Raw genomic sequence first — 19,489 nt, 5'->3', positions numbered from 1 at the left:
GCCCGGGCCTGAGCCCGGGCGTCCTCTTCTGTGCTGTCGCCGACTACTCGGCCGGGTGGTGCCGACGGCGCCGTGCGAACAGGAGCAGCCCGCCCGCGATCGTGAGGCCCGCCGCCAACGCGAACGTCAGCACGTCAGCGGTTCCGCCCGTCTGGGCCAGCGAGCCCTTTCCGGACGTCGCGCGTCCCGCCGCTGCGGCTGCTGCCGCGGCAGCTGCCGGATCGAGATCCGTGAGGGGCGGGTTCTGCACGCCTCCCACGCCTCCCGGCGTCCATCCGGGGATCGGCTCGCTCTCGTCCCAGAAGTTCCAGTTGTCGAGTCCGACCCGCGGGAAGTCGGCGATCACGTTCTGCAGGATGTAGAGCCTGTCTCCATGCAGAACGTAGATGTCGCCCTCGGTGTGGATCATCTGCGGTGCGCCGACGATGAAGGCGCTGCGACCGGGCTTGATCTCGACCTCCTGCTCATCGGTGTACGAGGTCTCGTTCGCGATCTCGTAGCCGAACGAGGCCTTGATCTCGGCCTTGTACTTGACACCGAGCCCTCCCTCGATCCCGAGCGTCAGCTCGGTCCCGAAGGATGTCGTGGTCGACTGCTTCGACGTGAACTTGAAGATGTGCTTGATCGGCTCGGGGTGCTCCATGTTGCCCCACTTGGGCGACATCACCCGATGGGTCCCCGGCTGCTGCACGACGGTCGCGAGCGAGAGGTCGCAGTCGTCCGGCCGGTTCGTGCACACGTCGCGGTAGAGCTCGCTCTGACGCGGGCGCTCCGTCGCCGGGATGACGATGATGTCGCGCTTGGCCACGATGATCGTCGCCGCCAGATGACCGCTGTCGACTCGATCGCCGGTCGCCGTGCAGGTGTACGGCGTGGCCCGCGGGCTCTTGAGGTCCTGCCACGGCGTCGAGCCCGTGGGATCCACATCGAAGATCCAGCACGACGTCTGGTTGCTCCCCGAACGGTTCCGGCTCACGATGCCGGCGATGTAGTACTTCGACGGGACCACGGTGGGCACCCCGGCGACGTCCTTCGTCTCCTGGATCCGGTAGGAGAACCACGTCTTGGCCGTGTCGGGTTCGACCGAAGCCTTCGTGTCGGACTCGCGCTGGAGCGTCGAGAAGGTGGTGGTGCCGCCCGCGACGACGTTCTCCGTCCCCGCGATCCGGAACGGCTGCTCGAAGGTGAAGTTCCCCTCCGAGAGCGACACCGGGCCGACGGCGTGGATCGTTCCCGACGACTCGACGTAGCGATTCATCTCGATCGCGAACGTGTAGCGCACGTTCGGGAAGCTCTGGGTGCGGTGCGGGAAGCACGTGTACGGCGCAGGGGTCGCGACCACTCCGCCCGCACGCGGGTCGCCCGTGAAGACGTCGCACTCCGCGTAGCTGGTTCCACCCTCGACGTGCATGCGCGCCTGGATCCAGGTGCTCTCATTCGGTGCGTGCGGCATGTCCATGCGGACCTTGTAGACGACCGTCGCATCGATACCCGTCGCGGCGGCGTCGGCGTAGGTCCCCGTCACGTTGAAGACGTTCGTCGCGGTCGCCGAGACGCTGCCGGGCACAGCGGAGACGTGCCCCTTCGTGGTCCCGGTGAGCGCCCCTTCCACGAGCGTGACCCGGTACAGGTCGACGCTCGCCCAGAGCGTGGCGTGCTGCTCGGCGAGCGCGCCGACGCCACCCGCGTCCTCAGCGGCGTCATCAGCGGCGTCATCAGCGGCGTCATCCTGCGGGACGACCGGCGCCTCTTCCTCGTCCGGCACGACCTCGTCGAGTCTCGGCTCAGGAGCGGCGCCCTCGTCGTCGGACGCCTCCGGCACACCGGCATCCGGCGTTCCCTCGGCATCCGGGGTTCCCTCGGCATCCGGCGTTCCTTCGGCATCCGACGGCGACACCGCCGGATCGACTGCCTCGACGATCGACTGTTCGGCCGACCCGTCGTCGGCGGCGGCGGGAAGCGCGAGCGCGCTCCCCATGGCGAGCGATGACGCGATCAGCATCCCGGCTGTCACGATCGCGGCGGCCTTTCTTCGTATTCCCATGTTCTCGTCCCTGGAGTCGGTCGCTCCGGTGCGAGGCACCCGAGCACGGTGAGTGACGCGGCGCGGCACTCCCGATCCATGCTCCGGGGCGCCCAAGGTGCACACCATGGACCTGGGTCGCGCCTGTGCGCGGGCAGGACCGGGGTCCTCGCCGAAAGGGGACTCAGGTCGCTTGTTCGGTGCCGGGCCGTGCAGGAGGGTGAGATCTGATCGCAGTGCACACCCTGCTCTCTCGAGAGGGACTCCCTTGTCTTCAGACCGCTCCATCTCCCCCCTCACCGATCCGACGCCGCGCCGGCTGCAGGGCGGGAGGGTGGGTTCGCTCGAGCTCGCCCTGATCTTCATCGGCCTGCTCTCCGGACTCATCGGCGTGATCGTGCTCGCGGTCGGGGCGGATGCCGGCGGCAGCCTGTTCGAGGTCGTCGAGTTCGTGGTGCTCTTCTGGATCTGGGTGGCTGCGGGCATCTGCGCCTGGTGGCGCCGACCGACGAACGGGATGGGCGGTCTGCTGCTCATCGGCGCCGTCTCGATCCTGCTCGTCGCGACGGGGTACCTCGACGCCCCGGCCCTGATCCCGCTCTACAAGGTCTTCGGCAGCAGCACCCTCGCCGTCGCGGTGCACCTGCTGCTCGCCTTCCCCTCCGGACGGCTGCGCGGCCGCTTCTCGACGTTCATCGTCGTGTACGTCTACATCATCGCGATCGGATTCGGCACCGCGCGAGCACTCGCGGAGGGGACGGCGGCCTTCGGTCCCCTCTCGTTCGCGCAGACCTGGCTCGGGCTCTCGGCGATGATCATGGCGGCGATCGTGATGGTGCGACGTCTGCGCGCCGCCGACCCCGCCCACCGACGTGTGCTGCTCCCGCTCTTCGTCTACGGCATCATCGCCGTCGTCGGGCTGCCGAACGTTCCGAACATCCTGTTCCCACTGGGCGCCTCACCGGTACTGATCGTCTCGCTGCAGATCCTGCTCCTTGCCGGTCTCCCGATCGCCTTCCTCCTCGGCGTGCTGCTCGGCAGCTTCATCCGGACGACGCCGCTCGAGGCGCTGAGCGAGTGGCTCGCCATCCGCGGGGCGAGCCGTCCGGCGGTCGCGCAGGCGCTCGCCACGACGCTCGGCGATCGCTCGTTGCGGGTCGTCTACTGGGATGCCGCACAGCATCGTTTCGTCGATGAGGACGGCGCCGAGGTCGCGATCGACGAGACCGACGGCGAGCGCGGCTGGCTCCAGGTCGTCGTCGACGAGGAGCTCGTCGGCGCCGTCGAGTACGACGCGCGGATCATCGCCGACCCGTCTCCCGTGCGCCGGGCCGCCGAGGTCCTCGCCATCGCCCTGGACCGCGAGCGCCTGACCACGCAGCTCCTGTCGAGCAACGAGGCGCTCACCCACTCCCGCATCCGCATCGTCGAGGCCGCCGACCGTGAGCGCTTCCGCATCGCCCGCGACCTGCACGACGGCCTGCAGATGCAGCTCGTCCTCCTCGCGATCGAGGCGCAGACGATCGCCAACTCGGCCTCGGACTCCTCCGTCACCGGAGAAGTCGAAGCCCTCCGCCACGGCATCGACGCGGCCGCCGCCGACCTGCGACACCTCGTGCACAACGTCCTTCCGGCCGCGCTGCTCGAACAGGGGCTCGTGGCCGCGACCGAGGACCTCGTGGATCGACTCGCCGTTCCCGCGACCCTGCACGCCGAACTCGACGAGACGATGATCGCCACCTCGACCGCCCACACCGCGTACTTCATCGTCGCCGAAGCGCTCTCGAACACGGTCAAGCACGCGCGGGCGTCGAACGTGCGCGTCACGATGGCGCAGCGCGACGGTGTCATGCGGCTCGAGATCGAGGATGACGGGATCGGCGGCGCGCGCATCGGTGCGGGAGTCGGCCTCCGTGGTCTCGCCGACCGGGTCGAGGCGCTCAAGGGCACGATCGAGATCCAGTCCGAGCCCTCGGCCGGAACGAATGTGAGAGTGGAGCTGCCATGCGTGTCGTGATCGGCGAGGACGAGGTGCTGCTGCGCGAGGGGATCGCGCACATCCTCGCGCGGGACGGCCTCGACGTGCTCGCGAGCGTCAGCGACGCGGCGCAGCTCGAACGAGAGGTGGCGCGTCACGCGCCCGACCTGGTCGTGACCGACATCCGGATGCCGCCGACGTACACGGACGAGGGCCTCGTGGCCGCGCTCCGCATCCGTCGCACCCACCCCGACATCGGCGTGGTCGTCGTGTCGCAGCATGTGCAGCGCCGCTACGCGACCGAGCTCCTCGAAGGAGGGGGCGGAGGCTTCGGGTATCTGCTCAAGCAGCGCATCGCCGACGCCCACACGTTCACGACCGACATCCGTCGCGTCGCCGCCGGCGGCACCGCGCTCGATCCCGAGCTGGTGTCGGTGCTGGTCGCGCGGGCGAGTCGGGGCACCTCGGCGATTGGCCGTCTGACGCCGCGTCAGGTCGAGGTGCTCGGCCTGATGGCCGAAGGGCGCAGCAACGCCGCCATCGCCGCCCAGCTGGTCCTCAGCGAGAAGGCCGTCGTCCAGCACACCTCGAACATCTACGACGCCCTCGGGCTCCCGGTCGACGCCGACGACCATCGCCGTGTGCTCGCCGTCATCCGGCACCTGCAGGCGGCCGTTCCCCCTGCGCGCTGAGGCGGGTTGCCGGCGCAGTTCGGGCGTGGACGCGGCGACATCCGAGGCTCAGGCGAGCTGGCGTCGGGCCTGCGCCGCGAAGGCTCCGTCGTGCGCCATGAGCTCGTCGAAGGTCCCTGATTCGAGGACGCGCCCCCGCTCGAGGTAGTAGATGCGGTCGGCATCCATCACGGTGCTCAGTCGGTGCGCGATCACGATCCTCGTCACCGAGAGGCGGGCCAGGCTCTCGGCGACGACCGCCTGCGTCACGTTGTCCAGCGCGCTCGTCGCCTCGTCGAAGAGCAGGATGCGCGGGTCCCCCGCGAGCGCTCGGGCGATGAGCAGCCGTTGACGCTGTCCGCCGGACAGCGTCGACCCGCCCTCCGAGACGACGGTGTGCATGCCCATGGGCATCGCGCGCACATCGTCGGCGAACCCCGCCCGCTCCGCCGCGCGCCAGGCGGCATCGATCCCGAGACCGACGGCATCCCCGAGGATGTTCGTGAGGATCGACCCGGGCAGGGGTTCGACCGTCTGCAGCACCACCCCGAGCTGCCGCCGCACGGCGCGCAGGTCGAGGCCGGCGAGATCCTGGTCGTCGAGATAGACGCCGCCCTCCTCGGGCGCCTCGAATCCGAGCAGGAGACGTCCGAGGGTCGACTTGCCCGAGCCGGAGGGACCGACGAGGGCGACCGCGCTGCCGGGAGGGACGCTGATCGACACGTCGTCGAGCACCGCCGGACCCTCCGGGTCGTAGCGGAAGGTGACGCCGCTGAACTGCACACCCCCGCGCAGCTCACCCGGCTCGGCCTTGTCGGCGTCGTCCTCCGGGTGCTCCTGCAGCACCGGCAGCACGCGCGTCATGCCGGGTGCCGCCTGCACGAGCTGCGTCACCACGGCGATGATCGAGAGCACCGCGCCGATCACCTGCCCGAAGGCGGCGTTGATCGCCAGGAACTCGCCCGGCCCCGCGAGCGGCGGATCGCTGAGCCCGACCGCGGCGAACAGCACGAGAGACGCGATGACGGGGAACGTGGCCATCGCCACGATCGACACGTTCTGCGCACGACGGACCCCGTTCTGCGCCGCCCGCCGCGCGCGGAACCGCTCGGCCCAGCGCTCGAAGGCCTTCTCGTGGGCTCCCGCGACCCGGAGCTTGCCGATGCCGGACACGAACTCCATCACGAGTCCGCTCAGCTGCCCCGCCGTGTCCTCCACGGCCCTCGAGCGCCGCAGCTGCGCCCTGCTCGAGAAGACGACGAACGCGGCGAGCACGGCGAGCAGCAGCGTCGCGATCATCCCGAACGCGACACTGTAGAACCAGATGAGACCGAGACTCAGCACGGTGGTCGCGACACCGAGGAGAGCGACGACGGCACCGCTCCCGAGCACCTGCACGATGGTCTCCACCGACTGCATCCGCACCGCGAGGTCACCGGACGAGTAGCGGCGGAAGAACGTGGCCGGCAACGAGAGCAGCCGATTCCAGACCGCCGCAGCGAGGAACGTGCTCACCCTCCCCTGCACGCGCAGCACGGCGATCGCCGTGGTGAGCTGCAGCAGGGCACCGGCCACGGCCGCCACGATCAGGGCGAGCGACAGCTGCAGGAGATCCGGCAGGTCGGCCTCGGGGATGACGGTCCCCACGATCCGCCCGGTCACGATCGGAACCGCGAGCGCCACGACGGCCGAGCCGAGCGCGAAAGCGACCAGGCGGGTGATGTCGCGACGGGAGTGGAGCAGGGCATCGCCGAGCAGTGCCGACAGCGACACCGCTCCTTCGGGGAGGGGCCGGTACACGACGACCGCATCCGCATCGATGGTCGAAGCGACCTTCTCGTCGACCAGCACGCGCGCCCGCGTCTGCGGATCGATCAACTCGTATCGTGTGAGTCCGCGGGGCAGCAGCGCGACGGGTGCGCCGCCGTCGACGAGGTGCGCGAGCATCGGGCCGGTGCTGTGCGTCCACCATCCGCGGGTCAGGCTCACGCTTCGCGTGCGCACCCGCGCGCGGCGCGCCAGCGTCGAGAGTCGATCCGTGATCCCGGCTTCTGCGGGCACCGGCGCGGAGGTCACCCCGAGCGACCGGGCGATCACGGCGAAAGCGGCGTCGAGAGGGTCACCGGCGGCCACGCCCGCGGCGACGGGATCGGGCCGTCCGACCAGGGAACGAAGGCTCTCGAGGCCGTTCGCCATCGACGACATCCGGCCCATACGCCGGGCACACACGCGCGCCGTCCCGTCGAGCTCGACGGCACGGCGTCGCGTCCGGATCGCCCGGAGGAGTCGTTCGGCGGCGTCCGCCGGCGCGGGCACCTCCTCCTCGGGCTTCTCTTCGTCGAGCGCCTCGTCCTCGGGCGACTGATCCTCGAGCGCCGCGGTCATCTCCTCGATCCACGAATCGCGCTCCGAGGCGCTCGGCGCGTCGAGCTCTCGGACGACCGTGCCCGCCGACCCGACCGCGAGCACGTCGACCTCGGACGCGCCCTGCCGAGGGATGCCGTGCACTCGGCCGCCCGCTCCGACCGTCCGCAGATGGATGCGCGGTGCCGACGTCGCGGCGTCGAACGAGGCGAACACCTCGAGCGCGCCGTGCACGACGAGCCACGATCCGTCGGCGCCCGAGAGCAGCAGCGGCGTGTTCGCCCCGACCGCCGTGCCGCTCGCGACCCGCTCCCCGCTCATCGGACACCCGCCTCGGCCGAGAAGAGGAGGCTGTACGGGCCGCCGCTGCCGATCATGTCCTCATGGGTCCCGCGCTCGACGATGCGCCCGCGGTCGAGGACGATGATCTCGTCGCAGTCGCGGATCGTGCTCAGCCGGTGCGCGACGATCAGCGTCGTGCACCCGCGCCGGCGGATGTTGCGGTCGATGAGCTCCTCCGTCGTCGGGTCGAGGGCGCTCGTGGCCTCGTCGAGGATCAGGATGCTCGGCTCCGCGACGAGCGCGCGGGCGATCTCGAGCCGCTGCGCCTCTCCGCCGCTGAAGTTGCCGCCGCTCTCGCGCACGTCCGCCGAGTAGCCGCCCGGTCGTCGTGCGATCTGGTCATGGATCAGGGCGTCCTGCGCCGCGCCGACGACACGCGCCGCCGGGATGCTCGCGTCCCACAGCGTGAGATTGTCGCGCACCGAGCCGCTGAACAGCCGGATGTCCTGGTCCACGAGGGCGACCGACGCGGTGATGGTGTCGGTCGGCCAGGAGTCGCGCGGGCGTCCGTCGAACAGCACCTCCCCGCTCCACGGCGCGTGGAGTCCCGCCACCAGACGGCTGATCGTCGACTTGCCGCTGCCCGACCCGCCGACGAGGGCGACGCGGCTTCCCGGATGCACCGCGATGTTCACGGCATCCAGCAGCGGCGGCTCGAGCGGGCTGTATCCGAAGGTGACGTCGCGCAGCTCCAGCATCCCCGCGAGCCGCACCTCGGGGTCCCCGTCCCCGCGCTCGTCGTCGTCGTCGACCACCGGGTTCGCCAGCACGTCGTCGAGCCGCTCCAGGTCTCCGCCGATCTCCTGCAGCGTCCCGCCGAGCTGCACGAAGCGCCCGATGGGCTCGGTGGCTCTTCCCATGAGGGTCTGGAAGGCGATGAGGGTGCCGAGACTCATCGCTCCCCCGATCACCTCGCGCCCGCCCCAGCCGAGGATCGCCGCCGTCGTGAGCGCGGCGATCAGCGGCGGCGCGACGGACAGCGGCAGCGAGGCGCGTCCGAGCCGCTGCGTGCCCGAGACCGTCCGCGCATGCAGGCCCATGATCTTCGTGAACAGGTCGGATTCGCGACCCGCCGCCTTGATCGACTCGATCGAGCGGATGCCGCTCATCGCGCTTCCGAGCAGGAGACCCTGGTCCTGCAGCATCCGCAGCACCTCATCGCGCCGTCGGGTTCCGACCGCGCGGAGGATGAGCACGTTGAGTGCGATCCCGACGACACCCAGCAGCGCGAGACCCGGGCTGTAGCCGAACATGACGACGAAGTAGAAGATGACGACGACCGAGTCGATGAGCGCGGTGGCCACCTCGCTCGACAGCAGCACAGCGACGCGGTCGTTGCGCGGCACACGGCCCGAGATCTCCCCCGGCGAGCGCGCGGCGTGGAACGGGATGGGCAGGCGCAGGACATGCCAGAGGAAGGCGCTCGAACTGTGCAGCGAGAGCTTCGTCTCGAGTGCGAGGAGGTAATGCTGCCGGAGGGCCGTGAGCAGTCCGATGGTCGCGGCGGCGCCGGCCAGAAGGCCGAGGATCGGCCAGATCGCCCCCGGCGTCTCAGCGACGAGCACCTGGTCGACGAACGCCTTCATCAACACGGCGGTCGCCAATCCGGGGATCACCAGGGCGAGGCCGGCCAGCACCACGTAGAGCAGTCCGGAGAGCGAGTGTCCGAGGCGCCGCCCGAGACTCGTCAGGAGCGGTGGCGGCTTCCCGCCCTTCGCGAACTCCTCGCCCGGCTCGAGGCGCAGGACGACTCCGGTGAAGCTCTTGTCGAACTTCTCCTCCGTGACGGTGCGCGAACCGACGGCCGGATCCTTCAGGAACCACCGGCCCGGCGCGTACCCCTCCACCACGAGGAAGTGATTGAAGTTCCAGAACACGATCGCCGGCAGCGCCCCGACACGGAGCTCGTCCGGCTCCTGGCGGTGGCCGGTCGCCGTCATGCCGTATCGCCGCGCGGCCTTGACGATGTTGCTCGCCTTGACCCCGTCCCGCGAGACACCGCTCGTCTCGCGGAGCTCGTCGAGGGGGACCCAGCGCCCGTGATGGGCGAGGACCATCCGCAGCGACGCCGCTCCGCACTCGGCGGCCTCCATCTGGATGACGGTGGGCACGCGCTCGCGCCGCGCCCGGGGGATGAGCGTCACGGGACGCGCGGTCGGCGACGGAGCGGTCGAGGTCATCCTGCGGCGCGATCGGCCGGGAACAGGAGGGTGATCGGGGTCTGCGAGGCGATCGTCACCGTCGAGTTGACCAGTGTTCCCGCGCTCAGCTGTTCGTCGGGGCCCTGACCGGACGTCCAGGCGTAGCCGCTGGGCGTATCCGCCGGGGTCAGCGCCACCTCGACCTGGAACACCGGAGCCCCGCCGACGACGATGCTGGTGATGTCGTCGTTGTTCAGGAGCGCTCCGACGCCGGCGCGCGTGGCCGGATGGGATCCGACCCGCGTCACCGTGCCGAGCAGCAGACCGTAGTCCTCCGGTGCGACCGTCGTCACCGCGATCTGCACCGACATCCCCGGCTTGATGGGCTGACTGCCCGCCACCGGGATGTACACGAACGACCGGAGCTCATCCTCGGGCTGGATCGAGACGAGGGTCCCGCCCGCTGCCACCGCATCGGTGGGATACGCGAGCACCTCCACCACCTCGCCGCTCGCGCTCGCCGGGATCTCGACCTCACCGGACGGGGTCTCGACCACGGCGACCGGCTCGCCCCGCGACACCTGGTCTCCCGGCGACACGAGCATCTCGGCGACCACGCCCTCCTCGGGCGACAGGCTGTTCGAGCTGCCGTACTGCGTGGCCAGCACTCCGGCCGCCGGCATCGTGGTCAGGACCGTGCCGAGGAAGCACCACACGATGAAGGCCACCAGCACGAGCCCGACGGCGGCGAGCGCCAGCCACCCGGCAGGCCGCACCAGCCGCACCTCGGTGTCGAGCTGCTCCGGACTGGAGAGGTGCGCCATCGCGCTCGCGCGGTACACCGGCGAACTCACCATGGCCTCCTGTCCTGCGCCCCGATCCTGCCGGCGCGCTCTCCCCGAAGCCCCCACGATGGCACCGGGTGCGTTCGGGAGCCATAGACCCAGGTCCCCTGGGTGCTCACGATCCGAGCATCAGCTCGCCGACCGATGTCTCTGCGAGCGGATCGGTGCCGGCGGCGCGGGAGAACGCCTCGCTGTCGCCTCCCCCGAGCGGGCAGCTGCCGAGGCCCATCGCGGTGGCCGCGAGCTGCATGGTCTGGTAGACGACGCCGACGTCCTTCAGGAGGAGCGCGTACGCGATGCTCTCGTACTTCCACGACAGTCGGGCGAAGTCGGCTGCGAGGATCACGAGCACGGGCGGGACAGCGACGGCACCGGATGCGCGGCGGGCCTCTTCGAGGAGATGGGAGACGAGGGGGCCGGCGGGAGCCACGAGCTCCAGCCGATGCCCGATCGGGTCGTAGCGGTAGAGACCGCCGTCGACCCCGTCGCAGGCCGAGATCGCGAGGTACGTGATGAGCTCGCTGATCCCGCCCGCCGCGGCGTGCGGGCGATCCAGTCGCGGGTATCCGTGCGCACCCGCTCCGGCGGCGATCTCGCGGCGCACCCGGACCGTGCGGAAGAGGAACTCGCCCAGTCGCGCGAGATCGAGCGGTGCGAGCTCTCGTCGGGATACGCGCTCCTCCGTGGCTCGCGCGAGCGGCACGTCATCGACCAGGAGCCGCTCCAGATCGGGGCGGGGCAGAGCGATCCCCGTCCGCCCCGCAGCATGCCGCAGGGCGGCCGGCGCCGGATGCCGCTCCGCGAAGCGGAAGGTGCCCCCGCGAGCATGGTCCCCCCTGCCGCCTCTCGAGCGCGCGTGCAGCTGCAGGTCGTGCGGCTCCCATGGCGCGATAGCGGGATCGCGATCCTCCCGCGCGGTACCGTCCTGATCGACCTCGACGAGGAGGCCTGCGGCGCACAGGTCGGCCACGAGCCGGGGATCGTCATCGCCTCGCGCGACCGGGCTGTGGGCGAAGGACAGGACCGTCGCCCCCGCCGCGGCCGAGAGCTCGACGCGCATCGACGCGATCGGCGATTCCAGCACGAGAGCGTCACCCCGGCGAGCCAGGTGGGCGAAACGCGACAGACGCGCTCGCGCCCAGGGAGCCGGCGGTTCGCGGGCGAGATCAGGAGCGTCGGCGTGCACCGGCACGAACACCGCGAGGAGCGACCCGTCCGCGGCGATGTGGCGGAACTCGATCAGCCCCTGAGCGATCGCCCGTCGGCTCCACAGCAGCCACCGCGCCCGTCCGAGCGGGTCACCGGCATCTGCCACGGCGTCGAGCGTGGCCGCATCGGCCTGGCCTGCCCGGAGGCGATCGAAGGCGCGGCGTTCCGGCGTCCCCGACCGCGGCACGGCGAGGGCGGACCGCGATCCTCGGAGGACGGATGCCGATCCGTGCGCAGCCGGAACCTCGACCACCTCGCCGCGCAGAGCGAGAAGCGCCCGCGCGTTCACAGGAAGAAGGGGATCGGGTTGAGCTCGGCGGGGGTCCTCGGCCGGTCGAGCCAGCCCAGCTGGACGGGAACGTCGTAGAGCCGCCCCTCGGCGAGACGCGACCAGAAGGGCCGCAGTCCCGGCACGATCACGCGCGCGACCGGGAGTCCGATGTCGGGTCGGGTCTGATCGAGCACGAGCAGCGAGAGCCCGGCGCGCTCGACCCGCTCGCGGCAGAGGCGCACGTCCTCCGCGAGATCGGGGCCCATCAGACTCGGATGGTCCACGAGCCGCCAGGGCTGCGCGCCCGGGTCCGCCACGAAGTGCGGCTGATCCTCGATGGTCGCCGTCCGCAGCCACGCGACGAGCTCCTCATCGGCATCCAGGAAGGCGGCATCCTCGAGGTGCTCGTCGGTCGTCGACATCTGCCCGATCTCACCGAGCGCCCGCGTGATCGCGACCAGCGGATCGAGATGGGCGCCGAACCCCATGAGCAGCGCCTCCGGTGAGCCGGCGGTGCGGCGCGAGATCGCCGCGAAGGTCGGGATGCCGAGATCCGTCGTGACGTCGATGGCCCAGATCTCGCGTCCCTTTCCGGCGTACTCGCGCACCACGCCGTCGATCCACGGATCCCCGAAGCTCCCGAGATCGACGGCGGGGCGGCGGACGCGGTTGTACCACCACATCGCGACTCCATCGCGTTCCACGAGCTCGAAGAACCCCTGCAGGATCGCCTCGGTGAGCGTGTTCCCTGCGGCGCATCCGTTCGAGTTCGACGAGATGCCCATCTCCCGCGCTCCCGGGGTGCCGTAGTAGCAGAGCGCGGTGGGCAGCAGCAGCTCGCGGTCGTCGCTCAGCGACCAGACCGGCGTCCAGTCGATCACCGCGTCCTCGTCGAAGCGGGCGGGCACGCGGTTGAACCACCCCGCCCCGGCATCCGTCGTCCCCGCCCCGTCGAGCTGATCCTCGCTGAAGAGCATGACGCGGTTGGGGTGCAGCGCTCGATCTCCGAGCCTGCGGAGACTCCCCCTCACCGTGTGCTCCTCCCCCTGACGCATCGAGGAGTACCTCTCGAGCGCCTCGGCGAGCGCGCCGGTGCGCGCCTGCTCCCGTGTCGCGCCCTTGCCCGCCGAGCGCGCGCGCACCGTCAGATCGAGGGTCAGGAGGTCTTCGGGCTCGAGGCCGAGGTTGGATCCGGCGGACCAGACGTGCATGCCGTCGTACCGGGTCGCCTGCTCCTCGAGTTCGGCGACGGCGCCGGAGAGGGCGCTGATGTGATGTCGGAATCGGCGGAACGTCTCCTCGGGTGTCGCGGTGCGCAACCCGCCGCCGACCTCGAGCCTCGCCCTCTCGGGACTCGGCTGCACCCGCGAGGTCGGCGGCGGTGTCGGATCGCCGCACGCGGGGCACTGCGGTCGGCGCACGACCACGTGGGGCGAGGTGGTCCAGTCGGCGACCGCCAGGCGGGCGATGTGCGACGATCCGGATGGCGCATCCGCGATCTCGAGGGGAGCGATGCCGCGCAGCACCTTCGCGACCTCGAGAGCGACGAGCCGCCCGACGAGCCCTGCAGACCGTTCGGTGGAGAGCATCGGCACCGTGAGCGGGCTGCCGTCGTCCGCGCCGAGCGCGGCATGGATCCTTCGTCGCGTGCGGCGCCTGTTCATCAGGCACTCCCAGCACGCCGTCTCACCCGGTCGGAAGAGCGGACCCATCCAGACGTCGTGCGCATCGGGGCGCACGAGCACCCACGGCACGCCGCTCGCGAGGCTCGACCGGTTGATCTGCTCGAGCGCCTGGTCGGTGTAGTCGTCGGCGAGGACGAGGCGCAGATCGGCGGAGACGGCGAGGAACGACGACGCATCCCGCGACACGTGCACGACGGCGGCGTCGTCTCGCAGTGCCACCGCGATGACCTCGAGGATGTCGTCGGGCACCCCGGCCGTCGCGAAGACGGCGACGGTCTGGAGCGAAAGGCTGCGATCGTCAGCGCCGAGTCCGGCCCAGAACGCCCGCTCCCGGTCGCCGGCGTGGTCGGTGTGCGGCGCGATCACTCCGCGCCGGTGCAGCTGGTGGATCGCGAAGAGCACGCGTTCGGCCGCATGGGCGCCGGCGAGCGCGGCCACGATCCCGTCGGATGTGCGGGTGCCGTCGACCAGCCCGAGGACCGCATCGAGCACGGCGCCGCGCAGCAGCGAGGAGTCCTCCCCCTGCAGCACGACGACACCGGCCCCGTCGAGTGCACGGACGACGACCCGGGGATCGAGCGCCCACGGAGCCCCCTCCGGCGGTGTGACCCGCGCCGTGGATGTCGCGGTAGCGGAGATGGTCATCGGAGAGGTCCGTTCGACGTCGGGAGCGGGAGAGGACGATGATCGCCGTGCGGTGCGGCCTCGAGGCACAGCACGGCACGGCGATCTCGTCAGCGCGGCGAGCCGACTACTTCTTGCCCAGCTTCCCGTAGTCCTCGGGACGCGACAGCTGCGGGTAGTAGAACCCGCCCGCGACCGAATCGAGCGCCTCGTCCGAGAGTTCGCTCGGACGAGCAGGCAGGGAGATGTTGATCACGTCAGCGGTGTCTTCGTTGACGACGACACGCTTGCCTGCCGGCAGTTCGACGCCCTCGGCGAGGAGCGTGGCGCCCGGGTCGGCGAGGAGTCGGGCACGGAAGTCGTCGTCGGCCCAGGCCTTGGCGATGATCTTGGCGTAGTCGTTCTGTTCGGACATGAGAACCTCTCGTTCACGTGCATCGGATGTTCGAACGCGGAGAGCCCCCGCTCGATGACCTCAACGATCCCCGCTGGGCGCCCGCACGACCATGGACCTGAATCCCCTCTCCGTGATCGCGCACCGGTCTCCCCTCCCGCCGAGAGGACGCACCGTGACGAAGGGGCGACCTGCGTCCATGGTGACGCCGTGCTGTGCCGTCACACGATGGACTGACAGACCGCAGCGCCAGCCCGGCGGCATCTGTCGAAGGGATGGAACGGTGGACGATCACAACGAGGAGAAGCCGACCTCGGCCTCCGGGGAGCTCACCGACGAGCAGCTGGCGGAGGTGGCCGGAGGGAGCACCGCCCCGTCCACGCCGATGCCGGACGCGAACCGGATGAAGCCCTATCCGCCCTGGCCGGGATCACTGCAATCGACCGAAACGGAGCCCACATGACCGACACCTCCCGCCCCGCCCCGCGGAGCGCGACCGCTTCCGAAGCGAGCATCCTGCCCAGCGACAAGCCGGCCACGCGCTCGCTCGGCCTGGCCATCGCCAGTCTCTTCTTCGCGCTGTCCGTCCCCATCCCGGTCTGGGGTCTGTTCATGCTCTTCCTGGCCGCGCCGCTGGGGATCGCCGCACTGATCAACGGGCACTCCTGGCTCAAGGCATCCCGGATGTCCGCGCCGGGACGGCGGAAGGTGCAGACCGCGCTCGTGCTCGCGTACATCAGTCTCGCGATCTGCGCCCTCACGACCCTCTTCTGGGTGATCACCATGGCCGTGCCGCGCTGAGGCGCCGGTCACTCGCGAACGAGAAGGGCCGCGATCTCCGGGGAGGGAGATCGCGGCCCTTCTGACGTGGACGCGACGGCGGGAGTCGAACCCGCAACGCCGTCAGATATGAGCTGAGGCCCGGGACCGCCCGGATCGCCGCGATGGAGACGACGTTACCGGGCCGTGACCTTCTTGGCCAGGATCGTTGCCTGAGATAACCCGATGAGTCTTCCGATGACTCCTCCGATCGTGCGGAGTCGTTCGGGATCCCCGTCGGCGGTCGGGTGTACCGTCACGGGCATGGCCCCTGCGCTCGACTCCGCGACCACCGCGCAGAAGACGCATCGGTACCTGCGGCTGTCGCTCGTCTTCGTGGTCTTCGCGCTCCTGGTGAGCGTGACGCTCGAGACGGTCGTCGTGTCGTGGGATCCCGTCTCCTTCGGCTGGGAGCCGCTCCCCTCGATCAGCCACTACTTCTACACGCCCGCACGCAACGTGTTCGTCGGGGCTCTGATCGCCGCTTCGCTCGCACTCCTCGCACTGTCCGGACGCAACCGGGCGACGATCCTGCTCGACATCGCCGCCCTCTTCGCGCCGCTCATCGCTCTCGTGCCGACGGGTATCGACCCCGAGCATCCGATCGACGGGCTCACCTGCCCCGGCACGGAGGAATGCGTCCCCGCCGCGTACCTCGATGATGTCCGCGCGGGTGTCGCCGCCTATGCCGTCGTCGTGATCGTCGTCGTGCTCACGCTGGCCGTGATCCGCGCGAAACGGGGAATCACGACGCCGGGTTCCGCCCTCGTCTCCGTCATCGCCGTCGTCACGGCGGTCGTGATGGCCGGCCTCGCCTTCCTCCCTGGGCTGAACGCCGACTTCCCGTTCAACTTCTGGCCGTACCCGCCCAGCATCCACTTCGCCGTGACGCTGATCTTCTTCGGGATCTTCGCCGCCGTGCCGATCCTGCACTCGCGCGGGCCCGTCGACGAGACCGAGACGCCGCCGACCGCGCGGCAGAGATCCGTCTATCGCTGGGTGGCAGGACTCATGATCGCGGATCTGCTGCTGCTCCTCGCCGCCTTCGTCTTCCGCGAGCAGCTGGGCGACGTCCCGCTCGTGCTCCTCGGCGAGACCGTCGCCCTCAGCCTCTTCGCGTGGTTCTGGTGGGTGCAGACCTTCCAGCGCTGGGACGACGCGAATCCGCCGAGTCTCACCTGAACGGCACCGCTGTCACGCCCGCGCCGCCGGCGTCGGCCGGTCGATCGCCCGCAGCAGACGCTCCACCGCCTCGCGCAGCTCGGCGCGATCCTGATCGGGGAAGGTGATCGCGTACTCGACGCCCTCGGGGATCCAGAGGAACGCGTACATCGCCTCGCGCCAGTCCGACCCGCCGATCGGCCACCGGGTGTGCGTATCCCCCTCGGCCGTCGCGCCCTGCCACCAGGGCCCGAAGCGGTCCTGCATCTCGGCGAGCGGCAGTTCCATCACGGCATCCCCCTCGACCTTCTGCGGCGACCACGACGACGCGATGAGCACCCGCTCCTCGATCTCCGCCTCGGTGATCTCCCGGCGCGGGAACAGGACGCGGGTGTGCTCGACCGATTCGATCCGGTCGACGCGGAACGTGCGCCAGTCGTCTCGATCGAGATCCCAGCACAGCAGGAACCACTTGCGCCCGGCGGGTGCCAGCGCGTGGGGCTCGACGCGGCGGATGCTCTCCGCACCGGCCGCGTCGACGTACCGCAGGCGCAGCCGCTCGGTGTCGCGGGTGGCGAGGGCGATCTCGCCGAGCACCACGGGCGAGACCACGGGACCGTCGCCGATGCGCGGGGTCTGCACCGAGGCCGCGAGCGCGTTCACGCGTCGACGCAGCGCCTGCGGCAGCACCTGCTCGAGCTTGGCGAGCGCGGTGAGCGTGACCTCCGGTCCGCCGACGAGCTGCTGCGTGGCCGCGACCCGCAGCCCGATGGCCATCGTGACGGCCTCGTCGTCGGTGAGCAGCAGCGGCGGCACGGCGCTCCCTGCTTCGAGGCGGTAGCCTCCTGCGGCTCCGGGCGTGGATTCGACCCGGTAGCCGAGCTCGCGCAGGCGGTCGACGTCACGGCGCACGGTGCGCTCGGTGACGCCGAGCCGCGTCGCGAGTTCGGTTCCCGGCCAGTGCCGATGCGTCTGCAGCAGGTTGAGCAGGGCGAGGGCTCGAGAGGTGGTGTCGGACATGTCTCACAGATTGCCAGACATCGCGGACAGGATCTGTCCTGGTTGCCTTCTAGCTTCGAAGTATGACGAACGAATCCATCATCGAAACCGAGGGCCTCACCAAGGTCTTCACCGTCAAGAAGAAGAAGGTCGAAGCCGTCACCGACCTCTCCTTCACAGCCGCCCGCGGCGAGCTCGTCGCGTTCCTCGGCCCGAACGGCGCCGGCAAGTCCACCAGCCTCCGGATGCTGACGACGCTCATCCCTCCGACCGCCGGCACCGCGCGGGTGGTCGGGCACGACATCAGGACGGATGCCGCCGGCGTCCGCGCCCGCATCGGCTACGTCGGACAGCTCACGAGCGGCAGCTTCTCGCAGCGCGTGCGCGACGAGCTGCTCAGTCAGGGCTCGTTCTACGGCATGTCGAAGCGCGACAGCATCCGTCGGGCCGATGAGTTGATCGAGTCGCTCGACCTCTCCTCGTTCGCGACGCGGAGCGTGCAGCAGCTCAGCGGCGGGCAGAAGCGCCGGCTCGACATCGCCCTCGGCCTGATGCACGCCCCGCCGCTGATCTTCCTCGACGAGCCCTCCACCGGACTCGACCCCCAGAGCAGGGCGAACCTCTGGGAGCACATCCTCGATCTCCGCACCCAGCACGGCACGACGGTCTTCCTCACCACGCACTACCTAGAGGAGGCCGACCGCTACGCGGAGCGCGTCATGGTCATGGACAAGGGCCGCATCATCGCCGACGACAGCGCGACGGCCCTCAAGGCGACGCTCGCCGGCGACGTGCTCACCTTCGGCTTCGCGGATGCCGCGACGGCGGCGAGCGCGCACCCCGTGGTCGCCCGCCTCAGCACCGCGAAGGTCGCGCTCGACGGCGACGCCGTGTCACTTGCCGTGCCGGACGGCGACCGGCTGCTGCCCGTGATCGTCCGCGAGTTGGATGCCGCGGGCATCTCCGTCACTCGGGCGACGGGCGTGCCGCCGACACTCGACGACGTGTTCCTCGCGCTCACCGGCCGCACCCTCCGTGAGGCCGGGGAAGGGGCGGATGCCGAGAACGAGACATCCGATTCCGACGCGGCAGACACCGCTTCCGAGACCAGCAAGACAGGAGTCCTCTCATGACCGCCATCGACACGCTCGTGCGCCCCAACCTCGCGCGCGACACGAGGAACGTGCTCACCCGCGAGCTCAAGCCCGTGATCCGCGATCCCTTCACGCTGATCTTCAGCCTGCTGCAGCCACTGATCTTCCTGGGGCTGTTCGCGCCGCTGCTGATCGGCGACTCCGGGCGTCCGGCCGGCGAGACGCTCGCCTGGTTCGTGCCGGGGGTCCTGGTGATGATCGTGCTCTTCGGCACCGGAGCCACCGGATCGAATCTGCAGTACGAGATGATGACCGGCTCGCACGAGCGCACGCTCGTCGCCCCGCTCGCCCGCTCCTCGCTGCTGGTCGGGCGCGCACTCAAGGAGATCGCGCCGATCGTGGTGCAGGCGCTGGTGATCGTCCTGATCGCGTGGCCGTTCGGGTTCGCCGCCGACATCCCGGGCCTGCTCATCGGACTGGCGCTGCTCGCCGTCTTCGGCGTGGGGCTCGGGTCGCTGTCCTACTCGCTGGCCCTCGCCACGAAGGACCGCGAGTGGCTGTTCTGGGGCGTGCAGCAGTCGCTCATCTTCCCGCTGCTGATCCTGTCGGGCATGCTGCTGCCGCTCGACGACGCTCCGGGCTGGATGCGGGCCGTGGCCTCGGTCAACCCGATCAACTGGGTCGTGCAGGCCGAACGCGCCCTGTTCGCGGGCGACCTCGGCGACATCACCGTGCTCTGGGGCTGGGTGTCCGCGCTCGCGGTCGCGATCGTCGGACTCGTGGTCGGGGTCCGCGCGATCAAGCGCAGCAGCTGAGTGCACAGCATTCGAAGCACAGCCGAGCGGGCCGTGGCGTCGGGAATCCCGGAT

At 70.4% G+C, this 19,489-nt stretch carries 15 protein-coding genes and 1 pseudogene; 7 read left to right on the top strand and 9 right to left on the bottom strand.

Annotated features, from left to right (window positions below; translation table 11 throughout):
- Window positions 1-43 precede the first annotated feature (43 nt).
- On the bottom strand, window positions 44-2,044 hold the full coding sequence (locus DC434_RS12610; protein WP_165808064.1) for an LPXTG cell wall anchor domain-containing protein: 2,001 nt from the start codon (window positions 2,042-2,044) through the stop codon (window positions 44-46).
- 247 nt (window positions 2,045-2,291) lie between these two features.
- On the opposite strand from DC434_RS12610, the gene DC434_RS12605 reads away from it, so the two are divergent.
- Both DC434_RS12605 and DC434_RS12600 read left to right on the top strand, forming a co-directional pair.
- Window positions 2,292-4,040 carry an ATP-binding protein gene (locus DC434_RS12605; RefSeq protein WP_243408918.1) on the top strand — a complete coding sequence of 583 codons (1,749 nt, stop codon included), beginning with the start codon at window positions 2,292-2,294 and terminating at the stop codon, window positions 4,038-4,040.
- Window positions 4,028-4,693, top strand: a complete 666-nt coding sequence (locus DC434_RS12600) for a response regulator transcription factor (protein WP_116635647.1) — start codon at window positions 4,028-4,030, stop codon at window positions 4,691-4,693. Before DC434_RS12605 ends, DC434_RS12600 begins: the two co-directional genes overlap by 13 nt.
- Window positions 4,694-4,741: 48 nt before the next feature.
- On the opposite strand, the gene DC434_RS12595 is transcribed toward DC434_RS12600, so the two are convergent.
- The 6 genes from DC434_RS12595 to DC434_RS12570 all read right to left on the bottom strand — a co-directional run bounded on the left by DC434_RS12595 (window position 4,742) and on the right by DC434_RS12570 (window position 14,568).
- Complete coding sequence (locus tag DC434_RS12595; protein WP_116635646.1) at window positions 4,742-7,357, bottom strand: NHLP bacteriocin export ABC transporter permease/ATPase subunit; 2,616 nt, start codon at window positions 7,355-7,357, stop codon at window positions 4,742-4,744.
- Window positions 7,354-9,558, bottom strand: coding sequence for an NHLP family bacteriocin export ABC transporter peptidase/permease/ATPase subunit (locus DC434_RS12590; RefSeq protein ID WP_116635645.1), 2,205 nt, complete (start codon window positions 9,556-9,558; stop codon window positions 7,354-7,356). Before DC434_RS12590 ends, DC434_RS12595 begins: the two co-directional genes overlap by 4 nt.
- Window positions 9,555-10,373, bottom strand: a complete 819-nt coding sequence (locus DC434_RS12585; protein ID WP_165808063.1) for an HlyD family efflux transporter periplasmic adaptor subunit — start codon at window positions 10,371-10,373, stop codon at window positions 9,555-9,557. The genes DC434_RS12590 and DC434_RS12585 overlap by 4 nt, the downstream gene beginning before the upstream one ends.
- A gap of 106 nt (window positions 10,374-10,479) precedes the next feature.
- On the bottom strand, window positions 10,480-11,862 hold the full coding sequence (locus DC434_RS12580) for a SagB family peptide dehydrogenase (protein ID WP_116635643.1): 1,383 nt from the start codon (window positions 11,860-11,862) through the stop codon (window positions 10,480-10,482).
- A complete protein-coding gene (locus DC434_RS12575) occupies window positions 11,859-14,174 on the bottom strand; it encodes a TOMM precursor leader peptide-binding protein (protein WP_116635642.1) in 2,316 nt (771 codons plus the stop codon). Before DC434_RS12575 ends, DC434_RS12580 begins: the two co-directional genes overlap by 4 nt.
- A gap of 106 nt (window positions 14,175-14,280) precedes the next feature.
- Entirely contained in the window at window positions 14,281-14,568 is a 288-nt protein-coding gene (locus DC434_RS12570) for an NHLP leader peptide family RiPP precursor (protein ID WP_116635641.1), read from the bottom strand.
- A gap of 262 nt (window positions 14,569-14,830) precedes the next feature.
- Between DC434_RS12570 and DC434_RS12565 the strand changes: the two genes are divergently transcribed.
- On the top strand, window positions 14,831-15,010 hold the full coding sequence (locus DC434_RS12565; protein ID WP_116635640.1) for a hypothetical protein: 180 nt from the start codon (window positions 14,831-14,833) through the stop codon (window positions 15,008-15,010).
- Window positions 15,007-15,348, top strand: coding sequence for a hypothetical protein (locus DC434_RS12560; protein ID WP_116635639.1), 342 nt, complete (start codon window positions 15,007-15,009; stop codon window positions 15,346-15,348). The genes DC434_RS12565 and DC434_RS12560 overlap by 4 nt, the downstream gene beginning before the upstream one ends.
- 67 nt (window positions 15,349-15,415) lie before the next feature.
- Here DC434_RS12560 and DC434_RS20140 read toward each other — a convergent pair.
- Window positions 15,416-15,491, bottom strand: a pseudogene (locus DC434_RS20140).
- 139 nt (window positions 15,492-15,630) lie between these two features.
- On the opposite strand from DC434_RS20140, the gene DC434_RS12555 reads away from it, so the two are divergent.
- Window positions 15,631-16,548: a hypothetical protein gene (locus DC434_RS12555; RefSeq protein WP_116635638.1), complete on the top strand. Its 918-nt coding sequence runs from the start codon at window positions 15,631-15,633 to the stop codon at window positions 16,546-16,548.
- A gap of 12 nt (window positions 16,549-16,560) precedes the next feature.
- On the opposite strand, the gene DC434_RS12550 is transcribed toward DC434_RS12555, so the two are convergent.
- A complete protein-coding gene (locus DC434_RS12550) occupies window positions 16,561-17,547 on the bottom strand; it encodes a WYL domain-containing protein (RefSeq protein WP_116635637.1) in 987 nt (328 codons plus the stop codon).
- A 62-nt stretch (window positions 17,548-17,609) separates the two neighbouring features.
- Here DC434_RS12550 and DC434_RS12545 point away from each other — a divergent pair, with 62 nt between their 5' ends.
- A complete protein-coding gene (locus DC434_RS12545; protein WP_116635636.1) occupies window positions 17,610-18,659 on the top strand; it encodes an ATP-binding cassette domain-containing protein in 1,050 nt (349 codons plus the stop codon).
- Entirely contained in the window at window positions 18,656-19,435 is a 780-nt protein-coding gene (locus tag DC434_RS12540) for an ABC transporter permease (RefSeq protein WP_116635635.1), read from the top strand. Before DC434_RS12545 ends, DC434_RS12540 begins: the two co-directional genes overlap by 4 nt.
- Window positions 19,436-19,489: the final 54 nt, after the last annotated feature.

Origin of the sequence: Microbacterium sp. TPD7012, from assembly GCF_003075395.1 — a bacterium.
GTDB lineage: Bacteria > Actinomycetota > Actinomycetes > Actinomycetales > Microbacteriaceae > Microbacterium.
The sequence above is the reverse complement of the archived record's forward strand: the minus strand, read 5'-3'. Positions and strand labels throughout refer to the sequence as shown.

Bases quoted from the DNA above. Each gene is read 5' to 3' on its own strand.
- DC434_RS12560 (WP_116635639.1), top strand. From the start codon at position 15,007: ATGACCGACACCTCCCGCCCCGCCCCGCGGAGCGCGACCGCTTCCGAA.
- DC434_RS12590 (WP_116635645.1), bottom strand. From the start codon at position 9,558: ATGACCTCGACCGCTCCGTCGCCGACCGCGCGTCCCGTGACGCTCATC.
- DC434_RS12610 (WP_165808064.1), bottom strand. From the start codon at position 2,044: ATGGGAATACGAAGAAAGGCCGCCGCGATCGTGACAGCCGGGATGCTG.
- DC434_RS12575 (WP_116635642.1), bottom strand. From the start codon at position 14,174: ATGACCATCTCCGCTACCGCGACATCCACGGCGCGGGTCACACCGCCG.
- DC434_RS12595 (WP_116635646.1), bottom strand. From the start codon at position 7,357: ATGAGCGGGGAGCGGGTCGCGAGCGGCACGGCGGTCGGGGCGAACACG.
- DC434_RS12545 (WP_116635636.1), top strand. From the start codon at position 17,610: ATGACGAACGAATCCATCATCGAAACCGAGGGCCTCACCAAGGTCTTC.
- DC434_RS12600 (WP_116635647.1), top strand. From the start codon at position 4,028: ATGCGTGTCGTGATCGGCGAGGACGAGGTGCTGCTGCGCGAGGGGATC.
- DC434_RS12540 (WP_116635635.1), top strand. From the start codon at position 18,656: ATGACCGCCATCGACACGCTCGTGCGCCCCAACCTCGCGCGCGACACG.
- DC434_RS12550 (WP_116635637.1), bottom strand. From the start codon at position 17,547: ATGTCCGACACCACCTCTCGAGCCCTCGCCCTGCTCAACCTGCTGCAG.
- DC434_RS12555 (WP_116635638.1), top strand. From the start codon at position 15,631: ATGGCCCCTGCGCTCGACTCCGCGACCACCGCGCAGAAGACGCATCGG.
- DC434_RS12570 (WP_116635641.1), bottom strand. From the start codon at position 14,568: ATGTCCGAACAGAACGACTACGCCAAGATCATCGCCAAGGCCTGGGCC.